This window comes from Aeromonas sp. R2-1 (genome assembly GCF_040908425.1).
In the GTDB taxonomy this organism is placed as follows: Bacteria; Pseudomonadota; Gammaproteobacteria; order Enterobacterales; family Aeromonadaceae; genus Aeromonas; species Aeromonas caviae.
Genome location: NZ_JBFODR010000053.1, coordinates 179,215 through 194,209, shown reverse-complemented (window position 1 = coordinate 194,209; position 14,995 = coordinate 179,215). Strand labels below are relative to the sequence as shown.

Annotated in this window: 13 protein-coding genes; 3 read left to right on the top strand and 10 right to left on the bottom strand. The window is 64.5% G+C overall.

Going from position 1 to position 14,995, the window contains the following annotated elements; all coding sequences use genetic code 11:
* Positions 1 to 13: 13 nt before the first annotated feature.
* A complete protein-coding gene (locus AB5Y80_RS19310) occupies positions 14 to 694 on the bottom strand; it encodes an ABC transporter ATP-binding protein (RefSeq protein ID WP_010674380.1) in 681 nt (226 codons plus the stop codon).
* 152 nt (positions 695 to 846) lie between these two features.
* Here AB5Y80_RS19310 and AB5Y80_RS19305 point away from each other — a divergent pair, with 152 nt between their 5' ends.
* From AB5Y80_RS19305 to AB5Y80_RS19295, 3 genes are all read left to right on the top strand, one after another.
* Positions 847 to 1,320, top strand: a complete 474-nt coding sequence (locus AB5Y80_RS19305; protein WP_010674381.1) for a DUF4357 domain-containing protein — start codon at positions 847 to 849, stop codon at positions 1,318 to 1,320.
* Between the two features lie 135 nt (positions 1,321 to 1,455).
* Positions 1,456 to 2,880, top strand: a complete 1,425-nt coding sequence (gene nhaD, locus AB5Y80_RS19300) for a sodium:proton antiporter NhaD (RefSeq protein ID WP_330143487.1) — start codon at positions 1,456 to 1,458, stop codon at positions 2,878 to 2,880.
* A 33-nt stretch (positions 2,881 to 2,913) separates the two neighbouring features.
* The gene (locus AB5Y80_RS19295; RefSeq protein ID WP_128345226.1) at positions 2,914 to 3,480 is read left to right on the top strand and encodes a pyridoxamine 5'-phosphate oxidase family protein; all 567 of its coding nucleotides are present in this window, start codon (positions 2,914 to 2,916) and stop codon (positions 3,478 to 3,480) included.
* A gap of 59 nt (positions 3,481 to 3,539) precedes the next feature.
* Here AB5Y80_RS19295 and AB5Y80_RS19290 read toward each other — a convergent pair whose 3' ends face one another.
* The 9 genes from AB5Y80_RS19290 to AB5Y80_RS19250 all read right to left on the bottom strand — a co-directional run bounded on the left by AB5Y80_RS19290 (position 3,540) and on the right by AB5Y80_RS19250 (position 14,970).
* Entirely contained in the window at positions 3,540 to 4,736 is a 1,197-nt protein-coding gene (locus AB5Y80_RS19290) for a Bcr/CflA family multidrug efflux MFS transporter (RefSeq protein ID WP_010674385.1), read from the bottom strand.
* 52 nt (positions 4,737 to 4,788) lie between these two features.
* On the bottom strand, positions 4,789 to 6,477 hold the full coding sequence (locus tag AB5Y80_RS19285) for a hypothetical protein (RefSeq protein ID WP_368173392.1): 1,689 nt from the start codon (positions 6,475 to 6,477) through the stop codon (positions 4,789 to 4,791).
* 69 nt (positions 6,478 to 6,546) lie between these two features.
* Positions 6,547 to 7,809 carry a hypothetical protein gene (locus AB5Y80_RS19280; RefSeq protein WP_368173411.1) on the bottom strand — a complete coding sequence of 421 codons (1,263 nt, stop codon included), beginning with the start codon at positions 7,807 to 7,809 and terminating at the stop codon, positions 6,547 to 6,549.
* Between the two features lie 106 nt (positions 7,810 to 7,915).
* On the bottom strand, positions 7,916 to 8,476 hold the full coding sequence (locus tag AB5Y80_RS19275; protein ID WP_368173391.1) for a hypothetical protein: 561 nt from the start codon (positions 8,474 to 8,476) through the stop codon (positions 7,916 to 7,918).
* A gap of 127 nt (positions 8,477 to 8,603) precedes the next feature.
* On the bottom strand, positions 8,604 to 10,028 hold the full coding sequence (locus AB5Y80_RS19270) for an FAD-dependent oxidoreductase (RefSeq protein WP_368173390.1): 1,425 nt from the start codon (positions 10,026 to 10,028) through the stop codon (positions 8,604 to 8,606).
* Between the two features lie 75 nt (positions 10,029 to 10,103).
* Positions 10,104 to 10,943 carry an FTR1 family protein gene (locus AB5Y80_RS19265; RefSeq protein ID WP_368173389.1) on the bottom strand — a complete coding sequence of 280 codons (840 nt, stop codon included), beginning with the start codon at positions 10,941 to 10,943 and terminating at the stop codon, positions 10,104 to 10,106.
* The gene (locus tag AB5Y80_RS19260; RefSeq protein WP_368173388.1) at positions 10,943 to 13,912 is read right to left on the bottom strand and encodes a hypothetical protein; all 2,970 of its coding nucleotides are present in this window, start codon (positions 13,910 to 13,912) and stop codon (positions 10,943 to 10,945) included. Before AB5Y80_RS19260 ends, AB5Y80_RS19265 begins: the two co-directional genes overlap by 1 nt.
* A 4-nt stretch (positions 13,913 to 13,916) precedes the next feature.
* Positions 13,917 to 14,366, bottom strand: coding sequence for a hypothetical protein (locus AB5Y80_RS19255; protein ID WP_323933263.1), 450 nt, complete (start codon positions 14,364 to 14,366; stop codon positions 13,917 to 13,919).
* Between the two features lie 118 nt (positions 14,367 to 14,484).
* The gene (locus tag AB5Y80_RS19250; RefSeq protein ID WP_010674393.1) at positions 14,485 to 14,970 is read right to left on the bottom strand and encodes a YqhA family protein; all 486 of its coding nucleotides are present in this window, start codon (positions 14,968 to 14,970) and stop codon (positions 14,485 to 14,487) included.
* Positions 14,971 to 14,995: the final 25 nt, after the last annotated feature.

The following is a 14,995-nucleotide window of genomic DNA, read 5'->3' as shown; positions in this document are numbered from 1 at the left end:
CCCCCGGCAGACGTCAGCCATGGCGGCGCCCCTTGAGCTCGACCAGCTGTCCCCCTTCAAGGCGCAGCACCCGATCCGCCAGGTCGCCATAGCCCGGGTTGTGGCTCACCAGCAAGAGACCGGCGCCGGTATCGCGCACCGCGCTCATCATCAGGGCCATCACCTGCTCGGCGTTGTGCTCGTCGAGACTCCCGGTGGGTTCGTCGGCGAGCAGCCAACGGGGCTGATGAATGAGGGCACGGGCCAGCGCCACCCGCTGGCGCTGGCCGCCGGAGAGCTGCTCCGGCCAGGCGTGGCGCTTGTGGCTCATGCCAAGGCGCGCGAGCAGGGCATCGAGGCGCCCATCGTCCTGGGGCAGGTTGTTTATCTGAAGGGGCAGGGCGAGGTTCTCGGCCACGGTCAGGGTCGGCAGCAGGTTGAAATCCTGATAGACGATGCCGAAATGGCGCCCGCGAAGCCGGGCCCGCTCGTCTGTCGGCAGGGTGTCGAGACGGGTCTCTTCCAGCCAGATCTCCCCCTCGTCCGGGGCGATGAGACCGGCGATGAGGTTAAGCAGGGTGGACTTGCCACAGCCGCTTTGCCCCAGCAGCAGGCAGGTTTCCCCCGGGGTGAGGGCGAGATCCAGCCCCTCGAACAGGGGGAGCGTCTCGCCGCCGTTGGCGAAGCGTTTACTGAGGTTGCGCAGGCTAAGCATGGGATAACCGTTTGATGGTCAATGGCTTTCACAATGTCCGTCACTATGCCAGTTAGTGATCGCGCCTGCAAAAGGGATGGGGATCCTCGCTGGATCCCGCTCGCCTGAGGTGGTTAGAATAGGGCCTTCCATGGGTCACAGGATGAGCAAGGATGTTACACAAGCAAGTCAGTTTTATCGTCGACAGCAAGGGCGTCAAGCAGGCTGCCGTGGTCCCCATCGATATCTACAACGAGCTGATGACCCTGCAAAAGGCCCTCTCCGACAACAAGCCGGGGGAGCGCGAGCTCTACCACTTCAACGGCAAGGGGGCAGAGGCCCATGGTTATCCGGTGGGCAAGCGGCAAAACCCCGGTTTCATGGTCCAGGCGGGCTCCACCGCCAACGGCGAGGATGCGGCCTCCCTGCGCGAGGCGGTGATCGAGCTGCGCCAGGAGCTGCTGGGCAAGGGGGTGCTCGTTCCACACCCCGAAGGGGGCTTCATCTTTACCGCTGATCAGCTCTTCAACAGCCCGAGCCTGGCCGCGAGCCTGGTGGCGGGCAACAACCGAAGCGGGCTGGATGCCTGGCAAAACAGCGCAGGCTACACCCTCAAGCAATCGGGTTTTGGCAAGAAGACCTCCTGATGACGGGGCCCGGCAACGGGCCTCGCTCATGTTTGCCTGAGAGCCCGCGGCGGGCCGCTCATCAGGATGACAAGGAGGGCGGCTTCCCTTTGCGCTGCTAGCCTCAATGCCAGACGCCTGCCAGGAGATGCCGCCATGTCTGGACTCCTTCGCCTCGTGCCCGGGGCGGCCCTGCTCAGTGCCCCCGCCGCTGCGGGCAACGGCCCCCTCGATCTGACCCACAGCGGGGTCGGGCTCTTCGCCCTCGCCATCTTCGCCCTGGCTTATGCCCTGGTGATGGCCGAGGAGTACCTGAAGCTGCGAAAATCCAAGCCAGTGCTGGTGGCTGCCGGCATCATCTGGATAGCCATCGGCCTGGTCTATACGGGGCTGGGGCACAGCGAGCTGGTTCAGGCCGGGTTTCGCCACAACCTGCTGGAGTATGCCGAGCTGATGCTCTTCTTGCTGGTGGCCATGACCTATGTGAACGCCATGGAGGACAGGCTGCTGTTCGCCGTGCTGCGGGTACGCCTGGTGCAAGCGGGCTTCAGCCTGCGTACGCTCTTCTGGCTCACCGGTTTTCTCGCCTTTTTCATCTCCCCCGTGGTGGACAACCTCACCACGGCGCTGCTGATGTGCTCAGTGGTGCTCAACGTGGCCAACGGGGAGCGCCGCTTCATCAACCTGGCCTGCATCAACATCGTCGTGGCGGCCAATGCGGGCGGCGCCTTCAGCCCCTTTGGCGACATCACCACCCTGATGGTGTGGCAGGCGGGCAAGGTGCCGTTCCAGCAGTTCTTGCTGCTCTTCATCCCCGCCCTGCTCAACTTCCTGGTGCCGGCCACCCTGATGAGCCTGATGGTGCCCCGTCTGGTGCCCGCCATGCCGGGCGAGATGGTGGTGCCAAGGCGCGGCGCCGTTGTCATCGTGCTGCTCTTTGTGCTCACCATAGTGACCGCCGTCGCCTGCCATCACTTCCTGGGGCTGCCCCCTGTGCTCGGCATGATGATGGGGCTGGGCTACCTGCAATTTTTCAGTTTCTATCTGCGAAAGACCCAGCCCGTCACCCTGGCCCGGGCACGGGCGCTGTATGAGCGCACCGGGGATGAGGCCAGGCTGCTGCGTCTGGGTTCGGTGGTGCCGTTCGATGTGTTCAACAAGATTGCCAAGGCGGAGTGGGACACCCTGCTCTTCTTCTACGGGGTGGTGATGTGCGTCGGCGGCCTCGGGTTTATGGGGTATCTGGCGCTTGCCTCCCATTTCCTCTATGACGGCGGCGATCCGACCCTGGCCAACGTCGCCATCGGCCTGCTCTCCGCCCTGATCGACAACATTCCGGTGATGTTCGCCGTGCTCTCCATGGAGCCGCAGATGAGCACGGGGCAGTGGCTGCTGGTGACATTGACCACCGGGGTGGGGGGCAGTCTGCTCTCGGTCGGCTCCGCCGCCGGGGTGGCCCTGATGGGGCAGGCCAGGGGCATGTATACCTTCGTCGGGCACCTCAAGTGGTTGCCTGCCATTTTGCTTGGCTATATGGTCGGCATAGGGGCGCACCTGTGGCTCAACAGCGCCCTGTTTTAGGGAATCCGGTTCCAGGCACCAGGGAGAGGCAAGATGGGACAACTGTTCGAGGCGCTTTTGCCGCGCCATGTCACCTTTATCGAGGGGCAGAAGATCTTCTTTGTCGGTACGGCAGCCGCGAAGGGATCGGTCAATCTCTCCCCCAAGGGCGGGGATTCGCTGCGCGTCCTCGATGCCCACACCCTGGCCTGGCTCAACCTGACCGGCAGCGGCAACGAGTCCGCGGCCCAGGTGCTGCAACAGCCGCGCATGACGGTGATGTTTTGCGCCTTCGAGGGGGCGCCGCTTATTCTGCGAGCCTATGGCCAGGCACGGGTGCTGCACCGCACTGATCCGCAGTGGCCGTCGTTGCTGGCGCTGTTCCCCCCAAGCGTCGCGGCTCGCCAGATCTTCCTGCTGGACATTGAACGGGTCCAGACGTCGTGCGGCATGTCGGTGCCCCTGTTTGACTATCAGGGAGACAGGGAGGATCTCGCCAACTGGTCGGCACGCCAGGGGCAGGAGGGGATAGAGGCCTACTGGCGCAAGAAGAACCAGCTAAGCCTGGATGGGCTGGAGAGCGAGATCCTGGCGCGCAGCGGGTTGCAGGCCGATGACTGAGGCCTGCGCCCCGATGCAAAAAGCCCTGTCCATGGACAGGGCTTTTTCATTGCAGGGCATCAGGGGACTCGCTTGCCGCTCAGCAGCCAGTAACTGAGGGCCGACCCTAGGCCGCAACCGGCGATGGCGATGGCCATGGGGAGCGGCGACTCGGGGGGATTGAGGTTGACCAGGACCCCCACCAGGGCCCCAAGGCCAAAGCGCAGGGTGCCCGCCAGCGCCGAGGCGGTGCCTGCGGACTGGGGGAAGTGGCCCATCAGGCCGGTCATGGCGTTGGCCCCCACCAGGCTGATGTGGCCGACGAAGAGCACCACCGGGATGACGATGCCCCACAGGCCCCCGGTCTGGCTCCAGGCGTTGTAGATGAGCAGGGCCCCGGCGAGCGGCAGCACGGTCAGGCCGTATCGCAGCATGCGCTCGGCACCCACCCCTTTCACCAGCCGGCTGTTGGCGAAGGTGACCACCATCATCAGCAGGATATTGAGGCCAAAGAGCCAGCCGTAGTGCTCGGTCGGCACCTTGAAATACTCGATGTAGACATAGGGGGAGGCGCTCAGGAAGGCGAACATGCCGGAGCTCGACAGAGCGCCGCACAGCACATAGCCCATGGCACCACGGTGGGAGAGTACCCCCCAGTAGTTGCGAAGCACCTGCCCGAGTCGCAGGGGCTGCTTGTGCTCGGGTTTGAGGGTTTCCTCAATCTTCCACTGCATCACCAGGCAGATGAGCAGGCTGATGGCCACCAGCAGCCAGAAGATGACCCGCCAGTCGCTGTGAGCACTGATGTACCCCCCCACCACGGGGGCCACCAGGGGGGCGAGGGTCATCACCAGGATGACGAAGGACATGGCGCGGGAAAACGCATCCTTCTCGAACAGGTCTCGCAGCAGGGCGTTGACCACCACGGAACCCGCGGCGCCCCCTGCGGCCTGCAACATGCGCCAGGCGAGGAGCTCAGGCAGGGAGTCCGCCATGGCGCAGCCCACGGAGGCCACGGCAAACATCGTCAGGCCCGCCAGGATCACCGGCTTTCTGCCGAAGCTGTCGGCGAGCGGCCCGTAAAAGAGCTGGCCGATGGCAAAGCCCCCCAGGAAGGCGCTGATGGTGAGCTGGGCGCCGTCGATGCTGGTAGCCAGATCCCGGGCGATGGCGGGAATGGCGGGCAGATACATGTCCACCGCGAGCGGAGTCAGGCCCGCCAGGGCGCCGAGCAGGATGAAGAGGAAACGGGGGGAGAGGGAGCTGGCTTGGGGCATAGGGTATCCGAGTCGTGGGCTGGGCCGGGTTAAGAGGCAGGTGTTGAGTCTATCAGTTTTGGCGGGCGCGATCAGGTGCATCCTGCCCGATGCTCTTTTGTCTGGTGTGGCGCCAGAGCAGCCAGAGCCAGGCAAGCCATCCGAGCAGGGAGAGGGCATTGCCGGTGCGCTCCGGCCAGCGCGCCGCCAGGGTCAGGGTGAGGCTGTGGTGGCCCGCCGGAACCCAGAGTTGCATCAACCCCTGGCGATTGGCGCTCACCGTCAGCGCCAGGTGCCCGTCGAGGCGGGCCTCCCAGCCGGGGTAATGGTATTGGTGCAGGACCAGCCGGGTCGGCACCCGGGCCTTGATCTCCAGCGCCAGGGCGCGGGGTTGCCAGCGGGTCAGGGTCCAGCTTGCGCCTGGCGGTTCGGCGCTGACGGGCGGCTGGAACTCCTCCTTCCAGGCGAGCAGGGTCGGGGCGAACATGCCCCCCGGCACCTGCCTTGGCCTGTATTCCCGGGCACTGCGCTTGCTGTCGAACTCGAATGCCATGGCCTCCCGTTCGGGGGCCTGGGTCAGGGGGGCGTGACGCACATAGGCCAGGGTGGAGAGGAGGGTCAGCAGAAATACTCCCCACCAGAGCCCCTGCCAGAGACGATGGGGCTGGGTGCCGAGCGCCACCACGGCGACCGTGGCAAGGGCGAGCACCAGGTTGAGCCGCCAGGGAAACTGCACCCGCTGCAAGGGGGGAAGCAGGCTCCAGAGAGGCTGGCTCGGGGGCAGCATCATCAGGAAGGCGACGACGCCGATCGCCCCCCAGAACAGCAGCTCGGGGTGGCGCGGCTCCCGGGCGGCGGCCCAGGCGATGAGCAGCAGGGCCAGGGTCAGCATGCTTTGCCACGCCAGGTGACCGCGAAAACGCCAGTCCTCCCAGGCGCTGGGCAGGCGGTCGAGAAAGTTGCGCCTGTAGTCGAACATGCCGCCACGCATCAGCTCCATGGAGATGGCCCCCTGATCCGCCAGGGCGGGCAGCAGCAGGGCGGCAGCCATGCAAAGCCCCACACCCTGGGCGCCGAGGGCTTGCCAGCAGGGCGTCAGAGTGCGGGTGCGTCTGGCGAACCAGAAGGCGCGCAAGGTGACCAGCCCCATCATGAGCAAGAGGCTGGGGAGGTGGGAGAAGGCCAGCAGCGCCAGCCCCAGGATCAGCAGGGGCAACCCCTGAGGTCGTCCGCGGTGGGCGAGATCCTGCCCCAGGAGGATAAGGGGAGCCCAGGCGAAGGCCCAGAACTCCGCCAGGGCGAAGCGGGCATAGAGATCCATGGCGACATGATAGGGCAGCGCCAGATAGAGCAGGCTGGCGGCCAGGGCCCTGCCAGGGGGCGTGGTGGCACGCAGCCACAGATAGGCAAACACCCCGGAGAGCAGCAGGGCCAGGGTGGCGCTGCCAAGCAAAGGGTAGATGGCCTGCTGGGGGTGGGCACCGGGCCCGGCAAAGAGGGCGCTGACGTAGTAGGGGAGCGGGGGATAGAAGAAGAAGGTGGGGCTGCCGAAGCCGCCGTTCATGGCCATCAGCCAGCGGGGATAGAGTTCCCCCTGCCAGAGCTGGCGGGCAAAGTAGTGGCCGGAGAGCAGGTGATGAAACAGATCGTGTCCCTGGCTGCCCCCCTGCCACCAGAGCGGCAGCATCAGCAGGGCGCAGGCCAGCAACAGGGCCAGCACGACCCGTATCCCCTCCCCGGTTCCGCTCGTGTTTCTTTCCATTGCACTGGTTCCTGACAGACCCGGCTGTGAGTGTAGACGAGTCGTGCGATGCCCTCGCAAGCGCCCGGTTCAGCGAGGCAGGGCGAGCCAGAGGCCGGGTTCGGCGTGAAAGCGGGGGGCAAACCAGAGGGTGTCATAAGGGCCTGGTAGCGCCTCTGCCCCCAGGGGGCGGCGGCTGAGGCGGCAGGCCCCCTGGGTGAGCGCAAGGGCGGCATCCCCCTGATACCAGCCGTCGGTGACGGGCAGGGTTGTGGTTTCCCTAAGCAGCCTCACTCCCCACTGGGTCACCAGCGCCGGGCACGTTTGTTCGGCCAGTCTGGCGGCCCGGGTCATGGCTGGTGCCACCGGTGGGGTGAGGGTGCAGAGCAGCAGCAACAGGGCTCCCAGCATGGCTGGCAGCTCGCCCCGGCGCGGCAGCCAGCCTGCCAGCAGCACGAGGCCGAGCAGGGTGATGGGGGCCAGATGGCGGGGATTGTCCGGATTCTGGCCAAACAGGGTCCAGAGCAGCAGAACGAGCCAGTAGAGAGGCCAGAGCACGGAGGGGGCTGGATTGTGATCCTTTGACCGTAGCCAGAGTGGCAGTATCAGCAAGGCCCCCATCAACAGGGACCAGAGCGGGGTGAGCTGATCGTTGAAGGTATTGGCCCAGCTCAGCAGTCGATCCCCGTGGGCCGCCGCCGTGTTGCCCCAGAGGGTAAAGTGGCCGTCGGTAAAGCGGCGCCCCTCGCTGAAATAGGCCCAGCCATCGGCCTGCCAGACAAACAGCAGGCCGGCTAGCCCCACCAGCGCGATGGGGAGCACAAACCTGACGCGCGTGCCCTGCTGCGCCATCCCGAGCCAAAGGGGCAGCAGGGCCAGCACGAAGTAGGAGGGGCGCAGCGCCAGCATGAGGCCCAGCAGCAGACCCGCCAGCGCTATCTTGCGCTGTTGCAAAGCCAAGAGCGCGCCCAGCCAGGCGGCGAGCGCAGGCCCGTCGGACAGGCCGGAGAGCGCGAGCGTCGGGGTGAGCGGCAGGGCCAGCACCAGCAGCCAGACCGGCGCCAGCAGGCTGGGCCGCTGCCACAATTTGACCGCGAGGGAGGCGGCGAGCGGCGCCAGCAAACTGCTCCCCAAGAGGCTGGCCCACTGCACCGCCCGGGCCGGTTCGTCCACCGCCAGATTGATCAGCCGCGCCAGCCAGATAAAGGCGGGGTAGCCTGGAAAGTGGGGGGAGAACTCCAGCACGCTAAAGCGAGTCACCCCGTGAGCGAAGTTGAGGGCATCGTCGGAATCGAGCGCCACGGGGAAGGTCAGCAGCCAGCCAAGCCAGGCCAGTTGCAGCAGGGCAAGCAAGTAGGGTCGATTAGCGAAGCGTAATCGGCCGTGACGACGCCCCCCTTCTCCCCTTGCGGGAGAAGGGTTGGGGATGAGGGGGGCCGTCATCATCGATGAGAGGCCATCAAAGCGACGCCAGCACGGCCATCAGCGCTTTTTCGGCATCACTAAAGGCAGCGGCATCGGCAGGCTTGGCACCCACCCCGAACACTCCGGGGTTGCCGATGGCATCGAGCACCTTGGCCAGCGCCTGTTCGGCGGCCTTGCGATCCCCTTCATCGAGGGAGGGGAGGATCAAATCGAGGAAGCGCTTGCTCTTGACCACCAGCACCTTGGCGGTCTGGTAGTCGCCAAGGTTCTGGCTGGCCCCCTCGAGGCGGCGCTCGATCTCCGCCTTGTAGGCCCGGTTGAGCAGGGCGGCGGTGGTTGCAGCGTCTTTGGCCTTGATGGCGGCGGCCAGCGGTGCCTGCAGCTCCACCTTGTGGTGCTCTTCCAGATAGGTCAGCTCCTCGGCGATGTCGTTCAAGGTGGCGCTGGCATCCTTGCCATCAGTGGCGGCACCCAGCAGTGCCTCGCGGGCATCGATCAGCGGCTCCTTGCCGGCGGCGGCGTAGGAGTAAGCCTGCGCCTGACCGCTCAGGGTCAGCAGCAGGGTGAGGGCAAGTAAACCCGGGCGGATGGTCATCCTCTTCTCCTTGTTTGTTTATGGCGCGGCCATCACGCCACGCTCTGGGTCTCGATCACGGAATTTTCGTTGCGATGATTGAAGGTGTTGCGGCGTCTGTTTGCCTGTTGAACACCAGTCATCGTGCTCACGCCACGCTCTGGGTTTCAATGACGGTATTTTCGTTGCGATGATTGAAGATGGCGTGACGTCTGTCCACCCCGTCGATCACCATGTCTGCGGCCATCATCCCCATCTCCATGGCGGTGTCGGTGAAGATGTAACGGAATGTCCCCTGACGGCCGGTCATGATGAGGTTGGTGATCGGCATCAGCGCCTTGATGGCTTCGTTGCGGCGCGCCTGATAACCCAGATCCATCAGCGGATAGGCGTATTCACTGCGCGCTTCGAACGTCTCATCGCCAAGCTTCTGGGTATCGACGCCGAGGCTGGCGAGATCAGTGGTGACCCGGCCGCGCAGATCAGAGAGCGGTGCCTGCCAGGTGGCATCCCCCGGATTGCAGGGGATCTCCAGCATCACGGATGTTTGCCCCTGAGGCGCCATAAAGGGGCTGCGCCGGCGCGGCTCCTGCAGACGGGTCGCCAGAATATGGGGGTCGGAGAGGTACTGCCAGGTGTTGTCCGACAGGTTCTCCTGATTGAGGGGCATATTGACGAAGCGAAGCGACCGATAGTGGAGATCGCACGGCAAGCCCAGATGCTGGCAGGTGAGCGGCAGCGGCAGGGTGGAGATCACCTGTTCAAAGTGCTCGCTCTGTTCAACGTCATCTTGTTTCCAATAAACCCGTTCGATGCGGCCATCGGTCTGCTCGAGGCGGGTGATGGTGGCGCCGGTTTTCAGCTCAACCCCTTCGGCCACCAACCGCTCCCCCAAGGTGGTGAAGATCTGGCCGAAGCCGTACTTGGGATAGCGGTATTTGCGGGCATAGGTGCGCACCGACATGCTGCCGTTGCGCCTTGGCAGCAGGCGGCGCGCCACGTCTTTGAGATCGATCAGGCTGATGCGCTGGCCGGCCCAGTCGGCGGAGAGCTGGTCCGGGTTGATGCCCCACAACTTTCCGGTGTAGCCCTCGAAGAACTGGCGGTAGAGGGTACGGCCGAAGTGGCTCTGGATCCACTCGGCAAAACTCGCCTTGGCAAAATCGGTGGGTTTCTTGGCAAAGGGCAACAGCAGCAGATCTTTCACCGCCCCGGCCATGAGGGCCAGCGGCGCCGTCTTGAGCAGGTTGGGCAGGTTCAAGGGGTAGTCATAGGTGCGCCCGCCAAAGCGGATCACGCTCTTGCGCTCGGCGTGGAGCAGGTCGTCCCCCATCAGCTCGTCGATAAAGGCGAGCAGCTCGGGGTTCTTGGTGATGAAGCGGTGGCCGCCGTAGTCGAAGCGATACTCCCCGTCGCGCCCCTTGAAGGTCTGGGTGGCGCACATGCCGCCCACGACCGGCTCCTGCTCGAACAGGGTGACCGCAAAACCGGCCTGGCGCAGGCGCCAGGCGGCCATCAGGCCGGCGGGGCCGGCGCCCAGCACCGCAATGTGCTTCTTGTTGTTGTCGTTCATGAGTGTTCCGAAACGGCGTGATAGCTGGGGGAGCGCGCCTGTGCGCGGCTCCCGAACAGAGTGTGATCCCCGGGCTCAGCCCCTGGTCGGGGCGGCGCTCCCCTGGGGGCGATAGCTGCGATGCCAGAGGGTGACAAAGATGATGAGGTAGCAGGCCCAGGTCAGCAACTGCAGGCCGGCTGGTGAGGCATTGTAGCCAAACAGGGCACGCAGGAAGGTACCAAATACCCCCTGATCGTCGAGAATGTGACTGATGTTGAAGACAGGCGTCGTCCAGAAGGTGATGAGCCCGGCCGCCTGCAGCATGTTGACGGCGGACGACAGCAGCCCGGCGGCGATGATGATGATGAGCAGGCCGGTCCAGCGGAAGAAGGGCGCCAGCGCCACCTTGCGGGTGGAGCGCAGCAGCCCCCACACCAGCACCACAGAGACCAGCAGCCCCGCCAGCGCCCCCATCAGCCCCTGGTGCAGATCCACCCCTTGCCCGGAGTAGACCAGGGCCGAGAAGAAGAGCACGGTTTCAAAGCCTTCGCGCATCACCGCCAGGAAGGCGAGCAGCACCAGACCAAACAGGTTGCCACCGTCGATGGCGGCATCGATGCGCGCCGTCATGGCCCCCACCTGGGATTTGGCCTGTTTTTGCATCCAGATAGCCATATAAGTGAGCACCAGGGTGGCGAAGATCAGGATCCCCGCCATCAAGAGGTGGTTGTAACGCTCGCTCTCGAACTGACTCACCACCACCTGGAACAGGAAGGCGACGACGAGGGAGGCGATAAGACCCAGCCCCACCCCCAGATAGACGAACTTGTTGTAGCGGCTTGCCCCCAGCTTGGCGAGGTAGGAGAGGCAGATGCCGACCAGCAGGAAGGCTTCCAGCCCCTCGCGCAGGGTAATGAGAAAACTTGCAAACATCAGGATTGAGGCTCCGTATCGGGCGTGACGGGGAGGGGCTGCAGGGTCAGTTGCAGCCGATTGAGTTGCACTATGGGTGGCTCCGGCAAGCTCGGCTCGGCGGCGCGCACCGCATCATTGACCCACTTGGGGTAGGTGCGGAAATTGAGTTTGATATCGGCCTTGAAGGGCCCTTGGGCATCTGCGGGCAGCGGCCAGGCTTCATCGCGCCAGCCATCGGCCGGGATGCGGGTATCTTCCAAGAGCTTGGCGTAGCGCCAGAACTTGAGCCCCACCGGCTTGCCCTCGGCGTCGCCGAACACCTTGCGAAACAGCCGCGCATCGTCGGGCACGGCGCCATCTACCGGCTGGCCGCTTTCAAGCACCAGCTTGCCACTGGCGTCGGTGACGGTCAGCTCCAGCCAGAGTTCACGGAAATCGGCAACCCCGGTGGGCAGGGCGTGGCCGGCGCCGGTATTGGCGACTCTCACTACCAGCGCGGGTTGGCCACTCTGGTTTTCAATGCGGGCCGAGAGGGTGGCGCTGGAGCGCAAGAGCGCCAGGCTCTCCTGCTCAAGGGTTGCACTTCTCAGCCCCACCAGCTGATGCTGGGCGCCGGTAAAGTTGTGGCGATAGAGTCGTTCTTTCACTGTGCCGTTTTCGGTGGACTGGCCCGCCACGGGCGCGCCGCCGTTGCCCGGCTCCGGATTCATGTGGCAGTCGATGCAGGTGCGGCGCTTGGCAGGATCTTCGGCTTTGGCGAAGCTGGATTTTTCCCACTCGTCCCAGGTGTTGACGATATTGGCACCGGTGCCCGGGGCAAACTCGTTGTGGCACGACTTGCACAGGGCCGCGTCGCGGTAGAAATCCTTCTGGTAAGAGGCTTTGTGGGCCGCCGGACGGGCGTTGATCTGCCGCTCGGCCAGCCAGTGCTGGAGGCTGCCACCGGCGGCATCCTCGAACACATAGCTCTCGCGGTCTTTCAGATTCACCGTAAAGGCGCTGTTGCCGCCAGCATCCTCGAGCCGGGTGATGCGATGGCAGAGCACGCAGCCGGTGCCTTCTTCCACCACGGGCTCGCCTTTCTGGTGTGCTGCGATCAGCGAGGCACCACCGCGCTCAAACATGTGGGAGCCCTTGGGCAGATCCTGCTGGCCGTTCATTACCTGCTGGGGCATGTGGCAGCCCTGGCACCACTGGCCGAAGGCTTCGCCCTCGGTTTCGCGGGCCAGCGCCTGCACCACCTTGTAGTAGGGGTGGGAGTTGCCCATCAGCCGGTGGTTGCTCTCGCTCCAGTCCTGGAACGCCTGTTGGTGGCAGTTCTGGCAGGAGGCGGAGTTGAGCCACTCCTTGGGATGAGTGGTCGGCGCCTTGGCAGGATCCCTGCGCGGGGCATCGAGCCGCAGCCAGTTGGCAAGATAGGGGAGGTTGCCATCGGCGGTGACGAAGGCGTGCAGATCTTCCATCATCGCTTTCACCTCTGCTTGGGGCTTGGCGGGGTCGACCGCCTCGGCGCCATCGCGAGTGTCATGGCCCATGCCGCCCTGGGTCTGCTGGGTCATGCGCAGGTATTCGCCGATAAAGTCCCCCGCCACCATGTTGGCGAGGTTGGCGTGGCCGTTGATGGCGTTGTCACCGCTCTGCTGGCGGTGGGCCGCCATCAGATAGCTGTTGGTGAAGTTGAACCCGTCCAGATGGCAGGAGTTGCAGCTCATCCAGTTGTCCCCCGCCATGGGGAAGCGACTGTTGGCGGCAGTGTTGCCGAGGTTGAACAACCGCTCGCCGCGCTGAAGCGGCTTGGGGCGCGGATCCGTCTCCACCAGCTTGGCGAAGTGGGGCACATCGACGGTGACCCGGGCGAAGGGGCCGCTGCCGCCGGTGTTGAGGCGGGTAAGATCCTGCCCCATGACGTTGTGCACCAGGATGTGGTCGCCATCGATCAGCAGATCGCGCGGATTCTGGCCCGGCAGGTGACGCAAGAGCTGGGTCGCCTTGGCGCCCCCCTGGAACTTCTTGCGGCGGTGGCGGTTGCTGTTTTGCTTGCCGCTGCGCGACAGGTCGAACACCAGCAAGTCTTCGGAACCCGCCAGGGTCAGGTAGACCCGCTTGCCATCGGCGGCGAAGCGCGCCGCGAACGGGTTGGAGACGATCTGGCTGCGGTTGCCGACGCTGGGCAGGTTGATCTGCAAGAAGAGCTGTTTTCTTTCATCGACCCGCTCCTTCTCTTCATCGAGATCGATGATGGAGACCGCCGGGAAGACGGTGCTCTGAAACTGGAAGGGGTGGTCGAAGCTCCACAGCACATGGGGCAGCCAGGCCTCGCTGCCATCGGGGGAGAGGGCGATGCCGTCCAGCAGGCGCGGCAATCCCTGGGAGTCGCTCGGGGTATCGCTGTGGGTTTCCGCCAGGGTGATGAGCTTGGGCTTGGGCAGAGTAGCTCCCTTAGCGTCCTTCTCAAGCTTGGCAATATCATAGATGGCGAGCTGGCCTGTCATGGAGTGGGTGAGCAGCAGGCGATCATTGTCGGTCAAGGCCAGTCCGCGCGGGGTCTCGGCAGTGGCCACATCCAACTGCAGCTTGCCCGCCGTGTCATAGGCCTGCAGGCGAGCTGATTCGAACAGCGTGACCCAGAACCACTGCCGCTTGGCATCGAAAATGACCCCGTAGGGTCTATGGCCGGTGGGGATCGCCTTGTCCAGGGTGAGATCATCATCCAGCAGCAGCAGGCGATCGCCGCGATAATCGCTTACCAGCAGGGTGCCGTCGTCTGCGCGGGCCAGCTGGCGCAGATCGCCCCCCAACTGCACCTCGTTGAGGCGCTTGCCGCTATCGCGCTCAAGCAGGGTGACCGAGCCGGCGTTCTGGTTGGCGGTGACAAGGCGCGGGGCACTCCCCTCGTCATAGGCAATCATGGCGGTGCCCATCTCCTGGGCCGAGGCGGTCCCCTGCAGCAGGGCGGCCAACATCAGGGATAACAACAACTTCAACATAAGATCAGGTGCGCCATTTCAAGACGGTCCAGCGCCAGGCGTGGCGCAGCACCAGGGGAGTCAACGCGAGCGCGCTCAGCCAGTGGGCCCAGCTGGCAAGGTTGCCCATGTCATCGCCCGGGGTGCCGTGCAGCACCAGCAGCAGTCCGCTGGCCAGACAGATAAACAGCAAGGCTTCGATGATGCGGCCGGTGGTGCGCAAGAATGGCTTGCGGCTTTTGCGCAGCAGGCTGCGATGGGAGAGCCAGAACGCGCCGAACAGCAGGGGAAACAGGGTGAGCGAGAGGGCGACGTGCAAAAACAGGTTCCAGCGTGCCAGCGACCAGAGCGGGGTCAGCGGTTCCCACAGCAGCAGGCCGGAGAAGAACATCAGATAGAGGGAGCCCTCGGCGGCCTGATGGTGATAGGCCAGCCACTGCCAGCAGTGTCGTGGTGAGAGGGAAAGACTCGTCATGGGTGCTCCAGCTCCCGGGCGGTTCAGCCCGGGGCGAGCAAGTTTACAATGCAGTAAGGGTAATGAAAAGAGTTATCAATTCGGCTCTTGATGAATAGACCCTGAATGGCGCCGGGCCCTATTTGTGCTCCGCCAGTCGCTCGGTCACCGCATAGATAAGTGCCGCGGTGGAGAAGGCGAGGAAGACGATGACCGACCACTTCATCTCGATCTCGTTGCCGGTGCCGTCGTCGAGGAAGGCTTTGAGCACCTCGATGCCGGCGATGGTCACCAGGGAGTTGATGACGATGAGCTTGAGGGACGCGAAGTTGATCTTGCTGAGCCAGTTGTCGCCGAGGGCCGCTCGCTGCTCCGGGGTCTTGATGAACTGCACGTAGCCGCAGATGGCCACCAGGATCAGCATCTGGGCCACCAGCACGAAGTCCACCAGGGTGAGTACCCCCGTGATGAGATCCAGATAGTGGATGTCGATGATGTCGCGGCACAGCACATAGAGCTGCATGGCGAACTTCACCATCAGGAGGGCGACACAGATAAGGATGCAGACATAGAAGGGGAACATCATCAACCGGCTGCCGTTGAGCATGACGTTGAAGCGGCGCATGGGAAACTCCATCGAAAAGGAAGGC

What these genes read in the sequence shown, in the direction of transcription:
- AB5Y80_RS19310 (WP_010674380.1), bottom strand. Translation starts at nt 694, where the DNA reads ATGCTTAGCCTGCGCAACCTCAGTAAACGCTTCGCCAACGGCGGCGAG.
- AB5Y80_RS19305 (WP_010674381.1), top strand. Translation starts at nt 847, where the DNA reads ATGTTACACAAGCAAGTCAGTTTTATCGTCGACAGCAAGGGCGTCAAG.
- nhaD (WP_330143487.1), top strand. Translation starts at nt 1,456, where the DNA reads ATGTCTGGACTCCTTCGCCTCGTGCCCGGGGCGGCCCTGCTCAGTGCC.
- AB5Y80_RS19295 (WP_128345226.1), top strand. Translation starts at nt 2,914, where the DNA reads ATGGGACAACTGTTCGAGGCGCTTTTGCCGCGCCATGTCACCTTTATC.
- AB5Y80_RS19290 (WP_010674385.1), bottom strand. Translation starts at nt 4,736, where the DNA reads ATGCCCCAAGCCAGCTCCCTCTCCCCCCGTTTCCTCTTCATCCTGCTC.
- AB5Y80_RS19285 (WP_368173392.1), bottom strand. Translation starts at nt 6,477, where the DNA reads ATGGAAAGAAACACGAGCGGAACCGGGGAGGGGATACGGGTCGTGCTG.
- AB5Y80_RS19275 (WP_368173391.1), bottom strand. Translation starts at nt 8,476, where the DNA reads ATGACCATCCGCCCGGGTTTACTTGCCCTCACCCTGCTGCTGACCCTG.
- AB5Y80_RS19270 (WP_368173390.1), bottom strand. Translation starts at nt 10,028, where the DNA reads ATGAACGACAACAACAAGAAGCACATTGCGGTGCTGGGCGCCGGCCCC.
- AB5Y80_RS19265 (WP_368173389.1), bottom strand. Translation starts at nt 10,943, where the DNA reads ATGTTTGCAAGTTTTCTCATTACCCTGCGCGAGGGGCTGGAAGCCTTC.
- AB5Y80_RS19260 (WP_368173388.1), bottom strand. Translation starts at nt 13,912, where the DNA reads ATGTTGAAGTTGTTGTTATCCCTGATGTTGGCCGCCCTGCTGCAGGGG.
- AB5Y80_RS19255 (WP_323933263.1), bottom strand. Translation starts at nt 14,366, where the DNA reads ATGACGAGTCTTTCCCTCTCACCACGACACTGCTGGCAGTGGCTGGCC.
- AB5Y80_RS19250 (WP_010674393.1), bottom strand. Translation starts at nt 14,970, where the DNA reads ATGCGCCGCTTCAACGTCATGCTCAACGGCAGCCGGTTGATGATGTTC.